This window comes from Paenibacillus sp. Y859, from assembly GCF_056786405.1.
In genome coordinates, this window is record NZ_JBXCIZ010000001.1 from 277,760 (window position 1) to 296,425 (window position 18,666).

The window sequence follows — 18,666 nt, forward strand, 5'->3', positions numbered from 1 at the left end:
ACAATAAAAAGAACAATCTGATCATTTTCCGTGATGTATTTCGAGCTTATTCATTCTGGGACGGAATTTTTACTAGCACTTTATATTCGTTTTCTGATTTCAAATCCTTAATGATGCCATCTTCAATATAATTACCATTGACATACACTTCTGTTATACTAACGCCAGATTCCCGCTTCATATCGATATGCAGTTCTGCTCCTCTAAACAACCGTTTAACCGTAACCTCTTGCCAGTCAGAAGGAAGCTGTGGCTTGATCTGAAGTCCTGCTTTATTCCCCTGTAATCCAAACAGACCATCAATCAGACAGCGATAAACCCACGGAACCGTTCCTGTATTAAATAAATGACTGGAACGTCCAGCAGTATGCGGAATTTGTCTATATGCGCCACGATAATAATTAGGTATAAACACAGGCAATTGACCTCGTCTAATAATATCCTCTGGATCTGGCCCTGGAATCATTTTTCGAAGCAAACGAAACGCATTATCCTTCTCTCCCACGGAGTAAAGCCCATAGATATAAAATGCTGCAGCATGGTTATACACAGCCCCATTCTCTGCCGTTCCTGGATGTTTCTGCGTTACCCTACCTACATCCTCTCGCATCGATGTGTAGGATGGCGCTAGCTTTTCAACACCATATGGTGTTTCTAATTGCTCCCTAACTGCTTGTATCAGTTTCTTTTGTTTCAATTCATCGGCAGCACCGCTTAATAAAGACCACCCTTGAGGATTTATGAAAATCCTGCCTTCCTTATCTTCACTAATACCAAATACAATATTGTCATCCGTTATTCCTCGTGCATACCATTCTCCGTCCCATAAATATTGATTGACTACAGCATTCGTCTCATCAGCTGCCACTTGAAATTCCTTGGCTACATCCAGTCGCCCACTTTGTTCACATATATCCGCCCATACCATAAATGCATATGCCGTAGCAATCGTTAGCCACCCAGAAACACCTTTTCCTTTGTAGCCAACCATATTCATTGGGTCACACCAATCGCCTTGATTAATAAAGTTTAGTCCCCGCTCATCTCTATCACTGATAAGCCAGTGCATCGCACGATTAATATGTTCAAAAATGGAACCCGTTTCCAGACCATCAGCAAAAGGAACGATTTCGTCCAAAATAGTATAATCATTCGTTTCATCTAAATAAGTACTCAAACAGATGGGCAACCAAACACAATGATCCGTATGAGGGACTTGATTAATATATTTCAGCTCAGCATCCTTATGTAAAATGATTCCATCTGGCATTGCACCGGTTGTACTTTGCTGGCTTAACGCAGTTAGAAATGCATTTCTAGCCATCTGTGGTTTAATATAACTCATCCCCATATTGTCTTGAAGGTAGTTCCGAGTCTGGGGATCTGTCGTAAGTCGGTTGGTTTGGCCATGATAATACATTTGCCGCGGCAACCAGTGATTCACAAAATTATCGAAATCAGCATCCGGTGTTGTGATCTCAATACACCCTCTGCCTTCGCTTACGTATTCAGCATATTCTAATTCAGCTGCAACAAAACCATCATCGCCGCTGGCATCTGTATCTAAGAAGTATTTCTGGCGAATTTGACTAATCTCTTCCTCGTTTTTAGCCGGACCAAATATAAACCGATATGCCTTCTCCTCACCTGGATCTACATCGATTCTATATTGCAGGACAGCAATCGGTGATTCATACCGGGATTCCCCTTTTGACAGCACTTCGTTTTTGATTGCTGACGGTGATGTAATACCGCCTTCTCCTTCAAATGCTTCCTGATTAACTTCCCATGCAGAAGGCTTTTGATCAGCTAATAAAAATGTCTTGTCTTTCAGATTTTTTATCTTATCATAATCTTGATATTTCTGATAAGGCGTAATAGAAGAACACATAATTCCTTGTAAATCTTCCTTATACTCACCTGATTGATTCATCCATGACATATATCCTACTGTAAAATAGGGGTAGATACTTAATTTTCGTTTATTTGGCGAAAGGTTCTTCACCTTGACTCGCCACAATTCCATCGCATCCTCTTTAGGTAAACTCAAACTCATTTCTATCAAAATATCATTACTTTCGATCTTCCATACCATATTATGTTTTCCTACAGAAAATGTATATTTATCAGGGAGTACGCGTACTGGTTCATACGGAGCAGAGAAAATCTCACCACTCACCTCATCCTTCACATAAACAAAACGGCCAGGATGATGGGCATAATAAGGCTGCTCTGGCTGCATAAAAGACTTGGCTTCCAAATTCGGTGCATAGGAGTACTTCCCAGGTTCCGGTTGCATAAACTGAGCTACAGCGTACCCACGACAATTCATATGAATCATCATCTTTTCATTCCATAAAAACCCCGAAGCCTTTGGTAGAAGTGTAGGACTTGTTAGTTCATAATATTCATTATTTTCAGAAGCTCTTATCATCATCGTACCTCTCTTCTATTTAGTTTTTTAACGAAATCACTCTTTTAACACTTCCTCCCATACTATCATTTTAACAGTGTACGTAGATTATTTCTCCATCCAAAATAAGAATATCTTGGGGATATTTAATCTTGAACGCCGCTTGTTCTTCGAGCCGCGGTAATCGATAGCTGCATCTAGATCTTTGATAGAATAACGCTATTAAGAATGACCGTCAGAGCGATTAGTCAAGGCGGTCTTTTTTGAATTCCTTCCCCCTCTATTCCCCATCATTGGAATTCCACCCAACCATTTCCCCCATGTGAATCTAGATAGCAACTTCATAAGAACATAAGATAAAAGAACACATATCACAAAGGAAATCAGCATGCGCAGTAGGATAGGCCAATGTACAAACCATGCCACATCGAATATATAGCTAACTCTAAGCATGAGTGCATGCACTAAATAGGCACCATATGAATATTTTCCAATGGAAAGAATGAATGAACTACTTCGACTTCCATTTTTCACCTTCATCCATGTAGCAAGCATGTATACTACACAAATCGAACTGAGTAGAAAGAACACCATCATAGGCCGGATTAAAGATACTGCATGGAATCCAATTTGGAGCCCTGTAGGTGTTCGGAAGGTTCCCGTAACGAGGATGATATAGTAGATCGTTAAGACTATAAAACTAGATATATAAATCCAACGTCCTCTACGGATCCACTCTTTCCATATCTCTGGTCTTAGACCTGCACATGCTCCAAGTACGAAATAAAAGAAGAAATACAAGAAATTACGATCTGCATATTTCGTAAACATGGCGGTAATAACAGGGATTTGGATAGACGACATCAACTTTCCAATCGCTGAGACTTGACCTGTGAGCCATACATATAGTAATCCAACACCCACAAGACTAACGATGCAAACCGATAGTGATAGTTTCCTTCTCACTTTATTAATCACGTAGCGGAACATTGGAAATAATAGATAGAACTGAAAGATCATAACGACGTACCACAGGTGAGAGCTTGTCTTACCCGTAAATAGCATAGTAAACCATTTCCAGGATTGCTCGATCCAGCCTTGCTGCCAACCATAATTTAAGGAAAAGTACACAAATGACCACAATATGTATGGTATGATGATATCCTTCACTCTCTTTTTCAAGAAAGAAATATAGTTGAATTGACCTTCATAATTGTAGAATAACACCATTCCGGTTATAAATATAAACACGGGCACCGCAAATTTAGCCAGTATTAATAATACCGTCATGACAACACCATCCCCAAAGCTTACGCCTTCCACATAGGCGAAATGGGCAATGCTATGCTGTAATGCCACAGCCAGAAAGGCCAGACCTCGTAATAACTCTATCTCGGTGATTCTTTTCTTTTTTACCATTGCACTCTCCCATTAATAATGATTTGATACCCTAGAAATTAGCTCATAGCTGATTCTTGTGGAATGAGACTACTACATCATTCATACGATAAGAATCAAGCCATGAGCTATTATGACCTTAAGTATATAAGTTCAATCCCAACACCCTGAATTTTCAAGTTCTCAATAGCTCTAGGAGCTTCTACTTCTGTCTCAAACACACCAACTATTTTCTTTTCCATGATGAATTCTCCTATAATGATGTCCCAGACCGACTAATGTCGCGGCTTCACCCGTCGAGTCGCCACAGCCTCTAATGGTTCATCCGGCCAGTAGTGTTTAGGATAGCGAACTTTCAATTCCTTCTTCACCTCGAAATAAGTACCTCGCCAGAAGCTGGCTAAATCTGAGGTCACCTGTACTGGTCGTTGTGCTGGTGATAATAAATGAAGGATTAAAGGTACTCTACCTCCACCAATACGTGGCGTATCCTGTAATCCGAACATTTCTTGCAATCGCACAGCAACAATCGGTTGAAGTGGATCACTGTAATCGATCGGAATACGTGAACCACTGGGAACCGTCATATGAGTTGGCGCTTTATCATCTAATGCTCGCCGTTGATCCCATGATAGTAGATTCTGTTCGATGATATTCGTTAACTGTAGACGTTGTAGATCATGGCGATTCTTCATACCATAAATAGATAATAACAACCAGTCTTGGAGCGTAGCTAGCAATGCATCGTCTGTCACATCTGGCCATTCAGATGGCGTTAACGTATACATAAATTGTAATCTTTGTCGGAATTGGATCGACATCTTCGTCCATGGAAGTAACTGTAATCCTTCTTGCCGTATTCCTTCTAGTAAGGCGGATGCAACCTCTTCCTCTGGTGGCTTAGCATATGGCTGCTCCTTAATTAAAAGGCTTCCTAGCATCCATCTTCGCCGAGCTTTCACACCCTGCAAATCACGATCCCACGCTACGATATGTTCCTCTTGCATCGATTCCTCTTGATAGCGGTACAACATGGAATCGCTTAAACTTGCAGCAAGTTGCAATCTACCTTCTGTTCCTCGATCGTCTACTACTGCTGCTACGATATATGCTGATCGACTTAGTGGCTGAATCGTAGACATTTCCACACCGCGACCACTACTTAATAGAAATCGACCGTCTCCTCTTCCTTGTCCAATCCGATCTGGATACGCAAAAGATAAGAGCACACCACACCATTCCGTTCCGTCAGTAGACTTTTCCTGAATATGAATCTGTTTCTGAATATTTCGCGCCTCTTGAATAATCCGATGCATCGCTGCGATATCTAAGGAGGAATCATCTAAGTTCGGCAATCCTTGGCTCACCCACATTATTAACTGATCTATTCTATTAGAGATATCACAATGATCAGTAGCTCTTTTTCCTTTGAAAATATCCCGCTCCTGTAGAAGCGCTGCGATCAGACAAGCCAAATATCCACAATGAAGCGGAATCGCCTTCAATATCATATGTGCCAACCGTGGGTGCATCCCCAAATTGACCATTTGGCGACCGTGTGAAGTAATTCGACCTTGTTCATCTAATGCACCGAGTGATTGAAGTAAAGCAACTGCTTGCTCGAATCTCGTCTCACTTGGTGTATCAAGCCAACGTAATTCTTTGGGGTCTTGTACTCCCCATGCGGCAATTTCCAAAGCAAATGATGTTAGGTCAGCACTCATCATCTCAGGTGTGCTATCGTTCTGAAGCGCATCTTGCTCCTGTTGACTCCACAACCTGTAACAAGTACCTGGCTGTGTGCGCCCAGCTCGACCCTTACGCTGATCTGCCGATGCCTTCGATACTTTCATGGTCGTTAAATGAGTCATTCCACTACGTAAGGATAAGGCTTGTGTCCTCATAAGCCCACTATCCACAACAATGGCAACACCTTCGATCGTTAAGCTAGTTTCAGCTATCGAAGTCGCCAGAACGATTTTTCGTTTACCATCAGGTTCAGGTCGGATCGCAGCATCCTGTTCAGGCAATGACAACTGTCCATATAATGTTCTAATGACTATTTGATCTGGTAAAGACATCATTTCTAACTCACGCTTAACTTTGCGTATTTCTCCTACACCCGGAAGAAACGCGAGAACATTGCCTTTGTGGCGGAATAACGCTTGACCAATTACGGACGCTACACCCTTTTCCAATGAGGCATTAACTAATTGAGGGGAATATATCGTTTCTACTGGGAACTGCCGTCCTTTACAATGGATGATAGGTGCATCTTGAAGCAAGGAAGCTACCGGTTCTGCCGCAAGCGTAGCTGACATCACCAGAATCTTTAAATCCTCCCTCAACATCGATTGTGATTCCAATGCTAATGCTAGTCCTAGATCTCCTTGTATATTACGTTCATGAAACTCGTCAAAGATGAGAATTCCTACATCTACTAGCTCTTGATCATGCTGTAGCATACGGGTCAGAATCCCTTCCGTTACGACCTCAATCCGCGTTGACTTCCCAACCTTACTATCCATTCTAACGCGATATCCTACCGTTTCACCCACTCGCTCTCCTAGTTGAGAAGCCATGAAGTGAGCAGCAGAACGTGCAGCTAATCTTCGCGGCTCTAGCATAATAATCTTCTTGCCTTGAAGCCAAGGCTCATTAAGTAATGCCAAAGGGACACATGTTGTCTTCCCTGCACCAGGTTCTGCTATAAGAACAGCTGAAGAATGATGGGTTAATATTTCTTTTAACTGAGGTATAACTTCATATATAGGTAAATCATGCATTATATCTTCTCCATTTGAATTCCATTATTACGTTCTTGCCTATTATATAGCTAAGCCGCATCCGATATCTAGGAAGATATAAGAAAAGAGCATCATCCGTTGAAGGACGATACTCCTGTATACAAGGTTCACAATATAACCTTTTGAACTTTCTCTTTACAGTAGCGATTCGGCACCGTCAATAAAGATTTGCGATCCCGTAATATGGGAAGACTCTTTCGATGCTAGAAAACTTACTAAATTGGCTACTTGTTCTGGTTCTCCAGGACCATCTTCTAGGGGTTGTCTTCCTTCAGGAAATTCAACAGGAATGACAATATCCTTAAGTTCATCTGTTTTTTTCGTACTTTGATCAATGTTGGTCGATATCGCCCCGGGACAAATGACGTTCACACGAATTTTGAACTTAGCAAGTTCAAGTGCCGCCATTTTGGCAAAGGCAACCTGGCCCGCCTTCGATGTACTATAGGCTGACATACCAAAGCTAGAAAACGTACGGTTACCATTAACCGAGCTCGTAATGATAACACTCCCACCATTCTTTTTAAGATGCGGAATCGTATACTTCAATGTTAAGAAGGTTCCATTCAAATTGACACTAAGCGTCTGCTGCCAATCCTCAAGCTTCAATTCCTCGATTGGTGAGAGAACACCATTGATACCTGCGTTTGCAAATACAATATCAACTCCGCCGAACAACTTAACCGTTTCTAGAACCGCCTTTTCCACCCTCACCGCATCCGCAATATCTACATCAAATGCATGTGCTGCGCCTTGGCGAAACTGATTGATCTCAGTTTCCACTTCCGTTGTGCGTTCATCAAGTAAGTCGAATAAGGCCACATGGGCACCTTGTCGGGCCAATTTTATAGCTGCCGCTCTTCCGATACCTGAACCAGCTCCTGTGATAATAGCCGTCTGACCTACAAAACATTCTGAATTTATTGTATCCTTACTCATATGAACATCTCCTTTTGGTTTTCATATATCTCAGATTACCCAAATAGGAGGGATATTTAATCAAAATCACCATTTAAATTCTAAAAATGCTGCATCTTCTCTTAATCCGTCCGTATGTGGTGCATCAAATAGAATCTGAATTTGTTCATCGGGAAGCCAATCACCTATCGGATCTAGATCGCTAAGACCTTCTGTATACAATTGCAGTCTTATCGGCATTCCATATTCTAAGCGGCTTTGATATATATGTGGCGCTCCACCAACAGGACCATCGGAAGCAGACCACCACTCATCCGTGGTCATCGTTTGTTTGAAGTATTGACTTACCTCGAGCTCGTCCCTCCAATATTTCAAGCGAGATTCACCTTGCCACGCCAACCATATTCTTCCGATAGGGCGTTCTAACGTAGGTAGTTCTAACCGACCACATATATACATCGATTCGAGGCTTTGAAGCTGTAGTTCTTCGAATACTTTCCCCATAAATACTAAGTTTTCCTCTTGTGTAGCCCCTGTGTTCAAATCCTCTAGAGATAATGGCGGAGTATTCTTCAAAAAGGATAAGAAACCAGCAGAGGACCAGTCATCCGTTGTATCTAACCAATCCATTAACATATTCCCTAAATTACGCGAAGCTAAACTTTTTTGGTCGTTCTTACCGATCCCCTTACATAAAGTAAAGTTACATATATCATCTTTCAGATAGACTGCTAAAAAATCCCGACTCATTTCACCTTGCGTAATCTTCTCAATTGCTCTTCCATATCCATATCGGCAAGTCATTAAGCCTTGATAAGAAGATATCTTTTGTTCTTTAGCCTGCGAACTTATGTAACGAAACTTTTCAACTATTTCAGGATTCATGAGCATGATAACCTCCTATACCCCCTTATCGGCGATTATGAAATTGATTCAAGTGAAACTGATACTTTCTTATATTTTAATTAACTATACTACGGACTTCTGTGAAGCACAAAAGAGGATAGTCCTGGGTATATTACCCTATTACAAAACGAATGAACTATTGACTTTCACTCTGTCACAACTTGGACTAATTCGTTTTTAGATTGGATTATTTAACTATTTATAATCTATTTTTAAGGTAATCTTAAGAAACATTCACTAGTATAGAAACAAGACATACCCAGAATGGAGTGATTTCAATGACGATGTTAATCAGTTTTCAAAACAAATTAGTACCCGTTTATTTCGGTACTGATAATAAACAACCTGTACAAAAAACGATGAGACTTCTTAGCAAGACGCTTGAGCTTAAAATTCAAAGCGGCAAAGCAGCCATACAAAAATGTCTGGGATCTCTCATAAGTATCGAAATCGAAGGTTCTGAAGCCATACTGCACAGCAAGAGTGAAGATGACACGTTAGCGTTATCTCTTTATTAATCATATAGCTTTGACCTTAGATAAGTTGGGCGTCTTCCTTTTTTTATGGAAGGCGTTTTTCTGTTTCCGGTATATTGCATTATTCAGTACTATGTATTATACTTTACTTACACACTAGTATCTAATGTTCAGTACTGTTTATAACAACCTACATTATCAAGATTTGAGGGAGCAACCATATGAATGTTAGTATTCAGTTTAAAAAAGGAGTATTGGAGCTCTGCGTACTTGTCCTAATCCAGCGCAAAGATCAGTATGGTTACGAGCTAGCGCAATCCGTATCTAAGTATATTGATGTTGCCGAGGGCGCACTCTATCCTCTATTACGCAGACTCGTGAATGAGAGCTATTGCACCACTTATCTACAAGAGTCCACCGAAGGTCCACCGCGTAAATATTACCGGATTACAGCAGTCGGTAAATCCTATTTGACCGATATGATCTTCGAATGGAAAGACTTTGTTCAGAATGTATCCAATTTAATTGAGGAAGGAACTGAGCATGAATAAACAACAATTTTTATTTATTTTGCAACATCATCTGACCCCCATTTCTGAGGATGAAAGACAAGAGTTACTAGCCGATTATGAATCACACTTCATTCATGGTCTGCAAAATGGAAAGACCGAAGAACAAATAGCACATGAACTAGGTGACCCTTTCGAATTAGTTAAAGAAATACTAGGAGATCGATTTACGATACAAGACCCACAAATACAGGCAGTTCATAAAAAACCCATATCGATTACACGTAATATTTTTGTTTATACGGGTCTCTTCTTCATCAATATTATTATCGTTCCATTATTCATTGGCATTTGGTCAACATGGATCGGGTTATGTGCTACAACATTAGCCACCTTGGTCAGTCCTTTTCTACTCATTCCCGAATATTTCATTAATCATGAATTTTCCGTCGCGAAATTATTTGCCTCGATTGTGTGTGTAGGAATCGGCATTTGGTTATTTATAGCGGTCAAGTTCACCTACACATGGCTAGTAAACATGTGCAAATCATACATTAGGTGGAATATAAACATCACTAAAGGAGGGCATTTACAATGAAAAAGAACATGATCCGTCTTGCATTTCTCGGTTTAATACTCATCATTATAGGATTCGTAGGTATGTCAATGAATAAATTCAACTTTGGTAATGAACTTACGGAGTATCAAAAAAAGTGGACGATTGAGGATAATGTACTTACTCAACTTATTGTGAATAGTGATTACAACACTGATATTACATTTGTGCAAAGTACAGACGGTACTCAAACGGTAGAATTGAAAGGATCATTTGAGGATAAAGTGATCTCTAAGTTGAACCAAATTCATCCTCAGGATGAACAATTTGAAATCAATATCGATGATGATTCCATTCATTTCTTTCAGTTATCGTTCAAATCCCATAAAGTTACTCTAACGGTGTCTTTACCTGATCTGAATCAGCTTCAAGAAGTGGGAATTCATTTCAAATCAAGCAATGGAACAATTACCAATTTGAACTCATACAATGCTGAGATCACAGCAAATTCCGGTAATTTAACACTCCAATCCATTGTTGCAGACCAGCTTAGAATCGAATCAAGTTCTGGCGATGTGACTGGAACTGACATCCAAGCTCCTGCAATTGTCTCCATTAAATCAGGAAATATTAATATAACTGATTACTCGGGCATAGGTACATTCAGTGCCCGATCTGGCAATATTAAGTTAACGCAAAAGGGTTCTTCATCATTAGATATCTCAGCTAATTCAGGTAATGTAACGTTAACGGTAGATCCTGATTTCAAAGGTTCCTATGATCTAAATGCTAGATCAGGTAATATTAAATCGCCAGAATCGCTAAGATTGTCTGATGACCTCATCAAGGTTCGTACTTCCTCTGGCAATATCCGAATCGAGTAACTTAAATCTGCGGATCATGCAAGAAACTTTGACAACCTATAAATAGTATAGTACTATATTAAAGAAAGTAAGTAGTATATATAGAGTGGATAGGAATTAAAAAAACCATAAACAGATATAGAGGAGAGTTTACAAAATGAACGTATTAGTAGTTAAAGCAAACAACCGCCCAGCGACAGAGGCCATTTCAAGTAAAATGTATGAAACCTTCATGGCAGGATTAGAAGGGAAAAACGTAAATGTAACAATTTACGATGTTTTTGAAGAAGATACACCTTACTTCGGTCAAGATCTATTCAACGCTTTCGGTAAAGTACAGAACGGTGGCGAATTAACAGACGTTGAATCACGCCTTTTAGCTGCAAAGCAAAAAGCAATGGACGTTATCTCAGCTGCAGACGTAATCGTATTCGCGTTCCCATTATGGAACTTAACAATCCCAGCTAAATTACAAACATTCATCGATTATGTATACGCTGCTGGATTCGCATTCAAATATGACGCTTCAGGTAACATGGTTCAACTCATGACAGATAAGAAGGCAATCTTCTTAAGCGCTCGTGGCGGTTTTTACTCTGCACCCGAAGCAGCTCCAATGGAAATGGCTGTTAACTACATGCGCAACGTATTCGCGGGCGTATTCGGTATGCAAATCATTGATGAAGTTATCATTGAAGGTCACAATGCAGCTCCTGATAAAGCACAAGAGATCATTTCTGCAGGTATGGAAGAAGTTAAAGCTTCTGCACAACGTGTAGTAGATCTAGCTGTTAAAGCTTAATTGTTGTCCTAATCATACGTTATCAAATAGAGACGCCCCTATTTCACAGATTTCACTGGAAATAGGGGCGTTTCTTATTTACCGGAGTTTGATCCTTCTTATCCAGCGTTGTTCAGTGAGTAGAACGCACTTCATGTTCAAATGATCTCCATCAACTCATTCAATTGATCAATCGTCTTCCATGGCTTCATTCCAAGCGAGTCATCCCATAGGTGGTTCCGCCGCAACCAAATCCCACGAATCCCTGCCTGATTGGCTCCCCAAATATCATTTACAGGATGGTCTCCAACAAACACCGTATGCTCTGCTGGCATTTGAAGCTCATCTAATGCCATTTGGTAAATTCGTTGATCTGGTTTCTTCATACCCGCATCTTCAGATACAATCACCGTATGGAATAACTCCCGGAGTTGTAAAACATCTATCTTCTTATACTGATTATGGTGTGGACCATTCGTCATGATCCCCATGCGATAACCACGATACTTACAATATGCCAATACTTCCTCTACATAATCCATTCGACATGCGTGCGTCATATAGTGTTTGTTATAATATGCTTCAATTTCATGTGCTGTAACTGGATCCTTCCAAGGAAGAACCTCCACCATTTCTGCGAAAAAACCTTGTTTATCCCGATATCCATCTGCATCTCTTACTTTAAGATCTATTATTATTTCATCCTGTAGGTGACCATTCAAGTGCCCCAAATGCTCACCTACAAATTGTTCTGTGAATTTACGAAATGTCATATCTCGGTCCATTAATGTATTATCCAAATCAAAAATAACAGCTTTTATATGCAAAACCATTCTCTCCCCTCGCTATCAAAAGCATATCATATACCCCAAACCACTTCTATGTTGTTCACAAACTATGATGACATTCTGTTCGATTCCTTTGAGTTTCTGGCATTCAACTTGCTTTTAGGGTAGGATTATAATGTTTGAACTACACATATCGCTACATTACTAAGGAGGTTCATTATGCAAGACGTCATCATTATTGGAGCTGGTCCCTGCGGGCTGTCGGCAGCGATAGAATGCAACCGCCGTGGACTATCCACACATATTATTGAGAAACACCATATTGTTCGTTCTATATTTCTATATCCTACATATATGCAATTCTTCAGTACAGCTGAAATGCTGGAGATTGGGGATATTCCTTTTACTACACCGAATGATAAACCTTACCGTCACGAGGCCCTATCCTATTATCGTAGGGTAGCCTCTCATTTCGAACTAAATATTACGTCTTATGAGGAAGCTATTTCCATTGAACGACATGAGAATGGATATTTCACAGTTCATACGAAAGACCGACGCGGGCAAGAGAAGCATCATCAAGGGAAGCATGTCGTTATTGCAACAGGTTATTTCGATCATCCTAACTATATTGGTATTCCAGGAGAAGACCTACCCAAAGTAACTCACTATTTCCGCGAGGCTCATCCTTATACAGGTACAAAAGTAGCTATTATTGGGGGAAGTAACTCTGCCGTAGATGCAGCGTTGGAACTCAGCCGTGTAGGTGCTGAAGTGACTGTTGTATATCGTGGAGAGACGATTTCTAACAATATCAAACCTTGGGTTCGCCCCCTATTTGAAGGACTTATTCAGAAAGGCAGCGTTACTCTTCACATGAATTCGAAAGTGACTGAAATTCGAGAAGATGCTGTCGTTATTACAACAAATGATGGAGAGCAATTTATCGTAGATAATCACTTTGTACTTGCGCTAACAGGGTTTCATCCCGACCGGAAGTTACTTGCTTCCTCAGGCGTACAATTAGGTGGAGATATGGAGAAGCCTGTCTTTAACCCTAATACGATGGAAAGTTCAGTGCCTGGACTTTATGTCGCTGGCGTCATTGCATCTGGAAGCAATGCAAACGAAGTATTTATTGAGACGGGTCGTGTGCACGGACGATTAATTGCTGAACATATCCGTCCCACTCACAATTAATATGAAAGTAGGGATCGATTCATGGATGTCACATCACTCATCTTATTGGGAATGGCTGGCTTAGGAATAGTAAGTAACAATACATCCATATCCGTAGCCATGGTCGTCTTGCTTCTGATTCGGGTTACTCGACTTACACAAGTATTTCCTTGGTTAGAGAAATATGGATTAACCATCGGGATTATTATTCTAACTATTGGCGTTATGTCACCTTTGGCTAGCGGAACGATCAGCATCTCTACCATTACTTCATCTTTTCTACACTGGCAATCGCTACTGGCGATATCCATTGGCATTCTAGTCGCTTATCTCGGTGGCCGTGGTGTTACCCTCATGGGTAATAACCCAACCATTGTAGCAGGATTGCTTGTAGGCACTGTATTGGGCGTTGCTCTATTTCGCGGCGTCCCTGTCGGACCGCTTATTGCCGCTGGCATTCTGTCTTTGTTGATTGGTAAAGGCTAGAGCATGATAGAAACTTGTATTTGAACAAAAAAAAAAAGACGCTTTAGCTTATATAAGCTAAAGCGCCTTTTTTTCATATCAATCAACTATTCAGTCAAACATCCAAATGCTGCACGTTATACAATCGAGCATAACTTCCATCCAGCTCCATCAATTCTTGATGACTTCCGCTCTCGGTGATGCTTCCGTTCTCAAGAACAACGATTGTATCTGCATGCGTGATGGTCGACAATCGATGAGCCACAATTAACGTCGTACGGTTCGAAGATAAGGACTGTAAAGACTGCTGAATAAGATGCTCAGATTCCAAATCCAAAGCCGAAGTCGCCTCATCCAGTATCAGAATATCAGGGTCCTTCAGAAAGACACGGGCGATAGCTAAACGTTGCTTCTGCCCACCCGATAATTTAACTCCGCGTTCTCCAACCTCTGTATCATAACCTTTTGGCAAATTCATAATAAACTCATGAGCATTCGCTGCAATCGATGCTGCTACAATATCATCGTATCCCGCATCTGGATTGCCTAATAGAATATTCTCCTTCACAGACCCGCTGAATAAGAAGTTATCTTGAAGTACCATTCCGATTTTACTTCGCAGACTTTCCTGGGTAAGATCCTGAATATTCTGACCATTAACCAATATTCCGCCTTTTTGAATATCGTAGAATCGAGCAATCAAGCTAATCAGTGAAGATTTCCCTCCACCGCTCATCCCAACGAAAGCCACGGTCTCTCCCGCTTTAATATCTAGATTTATATCTTGTAGAACCCAATCATTCTTCTCATTATATTTAAACCATACATGGTCAAAAGTAATCTGTTGAGCCTGACCTTTCAATTTCTTAGCATGTGGGGCATCCACGATATCATAAGGCTCGTCCATCAATTCCATCACTCTTTCTAAAGAGGCAGATGCTTGAGTGAGCACCGTAGATGAACTGATTAAACGTCTCAACGGGGCATACAAACGGTCTAAGTAACCAAAGAATGCTACAAAGGTACCTAATGTCAGATTCCCTTGAATCACTTGGTATCCACCATATCCAATGACCAGAATCGGTGAAATATCCGTTATCGTATTAATGACTGCGAATGTGATCGCATTCCAACGTGTCTGTGCCAAAGCCTTATTAAGAAAGTTACCATTGATACCTTCAAATTTATTCTGATCGTATTTCTCTAGAGTGAAGCTTCGTATAACAGAGATCCCATGAATTCTTTCGTGTAGATAGGATTGAATACCTGCTAATGCTTGTGAACGATCCTTTGTAAGACTTTTCAATCTTTTATAAAGAATCTTTACAGCGATAGCGTACAGGGGTAGCATCGAAATGGCGACTAAAGCCAACATAGGGTCCAGATAGAATATGACAACTAATACGAATACAAGCGTAAACATGTCCAACCATATATTCATCATCCCGACTTCTACAATGTTCTTCGTCTGCTCCACATCGTTAATGAAACGCGATATGACTTCGCCCGCTTTCGTATTCTGATAATACCGAAGCGATAACTTTTGTAAGTGTGAGTACAAACGATTTCGTAAATCAAATAAAACCTTATTCGTAATAAGTTGGGCGAAATACTGACGTAAATACTCAACAGGCCCTCTAATAATAACGAATAGTATTAATGCTCCACCAAGAACCTTCATCAATTGTGACACTTTTTCTTGCATCGAAAGTGGTGAATTTCCTGTCAATAAATCATCGACTACATATTTCATGATCATCGGTAAAGTTAATGGAATACTGAACTTAATCATCCCAATAATCAGCGTAATAATAATTAATTTCATATACGGCTTTATAAATTTAAAATAGGCTTTCCATTGCTCCAATGATTATACTTCCCCTTTCGAAAGGATCACGATATCTCGTTATTATCCCTTCACTTCTCTAATAAAATACAACTTACCATTTAAACACAACCAAAAACTCCTTTCCTTGTCGAAAAGGAGTTCTTTATATAAATTCCAAATACTATTGTTTAATCTCTTCATACACATAGTCAATATCATCATGAGGCTCTACATAATTAACGACTAGATCATAACCTTTAAGGTACCATAAATCCCGCTCTTCCAAATAAAAGCGAATTCCTTCTACATCTTGATATAACGTACCATTAGTCGGTTTCTCTACAGAGATGCCCAGTGAGAATCCTGGATGTAGTCCTCCTCCGGAACTATAACGCGGAAAAAACCTTACGGAATCACCGATGTTTAAATTTAACTCTCTCACATACCAACGCGCTGCATCTGCACTCATTACAATGTTCATGAAATCCAACTCCTTTACGTTCTGTATTCCAATGTGTGTCTCTCTATCATACCTGAAGCCGCATCAAAAATACATACACCCCCTCTACCTCGTAATAAATACGAACAGACACTCTCCTTAAAATAAAAATTGACAAATTTGATGACATGATGATAGAATTCTTGCGATACGAGATCTACAAAAATTTACAAAGGAAGGGTGAGTAACATGTTCAATCAGATGATTAGAGCTTTTCAACACAATACGGCTTATAAACTACAATTGAATATTGGAGTAACCCTGCTGGTGGATTAATTCTAAAGAAGTCATGTGTGCTTCTTAGAATTTCTGAATTAAATATTCTACGTTGGCGGCGGTTGCTCAATCAACCGTACGCATGATAACTTTAGCATTTCAAAAGACATATCGTCCGTTCACGGATGGTATGTCTTTTTTTGTGTCCAACTTGGGTGTTAAATTCATCAGCAGTTTCAACTTGAGAGGAAGTGATTGTTTTGTTTTCTGTTTTAAAAAAGCTAGGTTGGTTTTTCCGCCAAGAAAAAAAGCGCTATATCATTGGTTTAATTACGCTGATCTTATGTGGAGTAGGTGAGTTGTTACCACCTCGTTTACTTGGAAATGCGATTGATGATATCGTTACAGGCTCTATTACAGGTCCTTCACTTTTTCGCTATATCGCATTGATTATTATCATTCTAATTGCTATCTACCTGATCACTTACATATGGATGCATAGATTGTTTGGTGGTGCTAACCTTGTCGAGCGGATTCTCCGTACGCGGTATATGAATCATTTACTTGGTATGACCCCGGCTTTCTTCGAACGAAATCGTACAGGTGATTTGATGGCTAGAGCAACGAACGACCTTCGTTCCGTCGCTTCAACAGCTGGTTTCGGAATATTAGTCATGGCAGATTCAACCGTATATTTATTCGTTATTCTGTTCGCCATGGGATTCCTCATTAGCTGGCAGTTAACGTTAGCAGCGATTATCCCGCTTCCCTTTATCGCTCTTGCGATGAAGATTTATGGAAAAATCGTACATGAACGTTACTCTTTAGCACAGGATGCCTTTGGAGATATGAATGACCAAGTTCTCGAATCTGTTGCCGGAGTGCGCGTTATTCGTGCTTATGTTCAAGAAAGATCAGACCAACAACATTTTCAGAGCATCACGGATGATGTGTATCGCAAAAATATGAGTGTAGCTAAAGTGGATGCCTTTTTTGAGCCTACGATTCGACTGTGTGTCGGTCTAAGCTATGTGATTGGTCTTACTTATGGGATTTATCTTGTGTTCAGAAATCAGATTACCCTTGGGGATCTTGTGTCATTTAATATGTACCTTGGGATGATGATCTGGCCAATGTTCGCCATTGGTGAATTAATTAATATTATGCAACGGGGTAGCGCCTCTCTCGATCGTGTCGATGAAATTCTATCCGTCACACCGGATGTGGATGACGTTGCTCATCCTACGACTGTTGGTGATCCACAGCGTATTGAGCTCCGGGATATTACTTTCCGTTATCCTACTTCAACGGTAGATAATTTGAAGAATATTCAGTTAACACTCCAAAAGGGGCAGACACTTGGCGTAGTTGGACGTACCGGAAGTGGTAAATCCACTTTACTGAAGCAGTTTCTTCATGAATACCCTGCAGGCGACGGAGAGCTTCTTATCTCCGATATCCCTATACAACAAATCGCTAAGCACGAACTTCATAGCTGGATCGGATATGTACCGCAGGAACAAATATTGTTCTCTAGATCTGTACGTGAGAACATTCAATACGGCTTACAAGACGCAAGTGATTCCTTCATTATGGATGCCATCGCAACCGCTGCCTTCGAGAATGATCTGACTACCCTTTCAGATGGTCTAGATACCCTTGTAGGTGAGAAAGGGGTCGCCCTTTCTGGGGGACAGAAGCAACGTGTCGCGTTAGCAAGAGCATTTATTGGAAATCCTGAGATTCTCATTCTAGATGACGCACTTTCTGCCGTTGATGCAAGAACAGAAGCACGAATTATTGAGAATATCAGACTCAAACGCGCTGGCAAAACAACGCTCATATCCACTCACCGCTTATCCGCTGTGGAGCATGCTGACTGGATTGTCGTGCTTGAGGAAGGTAACATTATCGAAGAAGGGACTCACGAAGAGCTGTTAGCTCTAAGGGGTTGGTATCTTGAACAATTTGAACGTCAACAAGTAGAGAACAAACTAGGCACTGAGGAGGTGACTTAATTGAACATAGGAAAACGGTTGTTCCAGTACGCTCTTACGGCTAAAG

16 protein-coding genes are annotated in these 18,666 nt (G+C 40.5%); 8 read left to right on the top strand and 8 right to left on the bottom strand.

The annotated features are described in order from the left end of the window. Positions 1–46 precede the first annotated feature (46 nt). The 5 genes from AC1TO8_RS01400 to AC1TO8_RS01420 all read right to left on the bottom strand — a co-directional run bounded on the left by AC1TO8_RS01400 (position 47) and on the right by AC1TO8_RS01420 (position 8,421). Positions 47–2,434: a GH36-type glycosyl hydrolase domain-containing protein gene (locus AC1TO8_RS01400; protein ID WP_482054472.1), complete on the bottom strand. Its 2,388-nt coding sequence runs from the start codon at positions 2,432–2,434 to the stop codon at positions 47–49. A gap of 201 nt (positions 2,435–2,635) precedes the next feature. After that, a complete protein-coding gene (locus tag AC1TO8_RS01405; RefSeq protein ID WP_482053834.1) occupies positions 2,636–3,832 on the bottom strand; it encodes an acyltransferase in 1,197 nt (398 codons plus the stop codon). Between the two features lie 254 nt (positions 3,833–4,086). Next, positions 4,087–6,597 carry an ATP-dependent helicase HrpB gene (gene hrpB / locus AC1TO8_RS01410; protein WP_482053835.1) on the bottom strand — a complete coding sequence of 837 codons (2,511 nt, stop codon included), beginning with the start codon at positions 6,595–6,597 and terminating at the stop codon, positions 4,087–4,089. Positions 6,598–6,753: 156 nt separating this feature from the next. Beyond that, on the bottom strand, positions 6,754–7,557 hold the full coding sequence (locus AC1TO8_RS01415; RefSeq protein WP_482053836.1) for an SDR family oxidoreductase: 804 nt from the start codon (positions 7,555–7,557) through the stop codon (positions 6,754–6,756). Between the two features lie 66 nt (positions 7,558–7,623). Further along, positions 7,624–8,421, bottom strand: coding sequence for a hypothetical protein (locus AC1TO8_RS01420; protein WP_482053837.1), 798 nt, complete (start codon positions 8,419–8,421; stop codon positions 7,624–7,626). 299 nt (positions 8,422–8,720) lie between these two features. Between AC1TO8_RS01420 and AC1TO8_RS01425 the strand changes: the two genes are divergently transcribed. From AC1TO8_RS01425 to AC1TO8_RS01445, 5 genes are all read left to right on the top strand, one after another. Next, positions 8,721–8,960: a hypothetical protein gene (locus AC1TO8_RS01425; protein WP_482053838.1), complete on the top strand. Its 240-nt coding sequence runs from the start codon at positions 8,721–8,723 to the stop codon at positions 8,958–8,960. Positions 8,961–9,139: 179 nt separating this feature from the next. Then, on the top strand, positions 9,140–9,469 hold the full coding sequence (locus AC1TO8_RS01430; RefSeq protein WP_482053839.1) for a PadR family transcriptional regulator: 330 nt from the start codon (positions 9,140–9,142) through the stop codon (positions 9,467–9,469). Then, positions 9,462–10,025, top strand: a complete 564-nt coding sequence (locus AC1TO8_RS01435; protein ID WP_482053840.1) for an HAAS signaling domain-containing protein — start codon at positions 9,462–9,464, stop codon at positions 10,023–10,025. The genes AC1TO8_RS01430 and AC1TO8_RS01435 overlap by 8 nt, the downstream gene beginning before the upstream one ends. Further along, entirely contained in the window at positions 10,022–10,867 is an 846-nt protein-coding gene (locus AC1TO8_RS01440; protein WP_482053841.1) for a DUF4097 family beta strand repeat-containing protein, read from the top strand. Before AC1TO8_RS01435 ends, AC1TO8_RS01440 begins: the two co-directional genes overlap by 4 nt. A gap of 136 nt (positions 10,868–11,003) precedes the next feature. Further along, a complete protein-coding gene (locus tag AC1TO8_RS01445; RefSeq protein ID WP_482053842.1) occupies positions 11,004–11,648 on the top strand; it encodes an FMN-dependent NADH-azoreductase in 645 nt (214 codons plus the stop codon). 137 nt (positions 11,649–11,785) lie between these two features. Here AC1TO8_RS01445 and AC1TO8_RS01450 read toward each other — a convergent pair whose 3' ends face one another. After that, positions 11,786–12,460 carry an HAD family hydrolase gene (locus AC1TO8_RS01450; protein ID WP_482053843.1) on the bottom strand — a complete coding sequence of 225 codons (675 nt, stop codon included), beginning with the start codon at positions 12,458–12,460 and terminating at the stop codon, positions 11,786–11,788. Positions 12,461–12,631: 171 nt separating this feature from the next. Here AC1TO8_RS01450 and AC1TO8_RS01455 point away from each other — a divergent pair, with 171 nt between their 5' ends. Together AC1TO8_RS01455 and AC1TO8_RS01460 are read left to right on the top strand one after the other, a co-directional pair. Beyond that, positions 12,632–13,615, top strand: a complete 984-nt coding sequence (locus tag AC1TO8_RS01455; protein ID WP_482054473.1) for a YpdA family putative bacillithiol disulfide reductase — start codon at positions 12,632–12,634, stop codon at positions 13,613–13,615. A 21-nt stretch (positions 13,616–13,636) separates the two neighbouring features. Continuing rightward, on the top strand, positions 13,637–14,080 hold the full coding sequence (locus AC1TO8_RS01460; RefSeq protein WP_482053844.1) for a DUF441 domain-containing protein: 444 nt from the start codon (positions 13,637–13,639) through the stop codon (positions 14,078–14,080). A 94-nt stretch (positions 14,081–14,174) separates the two neighbouring features. On the opposite strand, the gene AC1TO8_RS01465 is transcribed toward AC1TO8_RS01460, so the two are convergent. Together AC1TO8_RS01465 and AC1TO8_RS01470 are read right to left on the bottom strand one after the other, a co-directional pair. Next, the gene (locus AC1TO8_RS01465; protein WP_482053845.1) at positions 14,175–15,926 is read right to left on the bottom strand and encodes an ABC transporter ATP-binding protein; all 1,752 of its coding nucleotides are present in this window, start codon (positions 15,924–15,926) and stop codon (positions 14,175–14,177) included. 142 nt (positions 15,927–16,068) lie between these two features. Continuing rightward, positions 16,069–16,368 carry a HesB/YadR/YfhF family protein gene (locus tag AC1TO8_RS01470; RefSeq protein WP_482053846.1) on the bottom strand — a complete coding sequence of 100 codons (300 nt, stop codon included), beginning with the start codon at positions 16,366–16,368 and terminating at the stop codon, positions 16,069–16,071. A 494-nt stretch (positions 16,369–16,862) separates the two neighbouring features. On the opposite strand from AC1TO8_RS01470, the gene AC1TO8_RS01475 reads away from it, so the two are divergent. Next, on the top strand, positions 16,863–18,620 hold the full coding sequence (locus tag AC1TO8_RS01475) for an ABC transporter ATP-binding protein (protein WP_482053847.1): 1,758 nt from the start codon (positions 16,863–16,865) through the stop codon (positions 18,618–18,620). Positions 18,621–18,666: the final 46 nt, after the last annotated feature.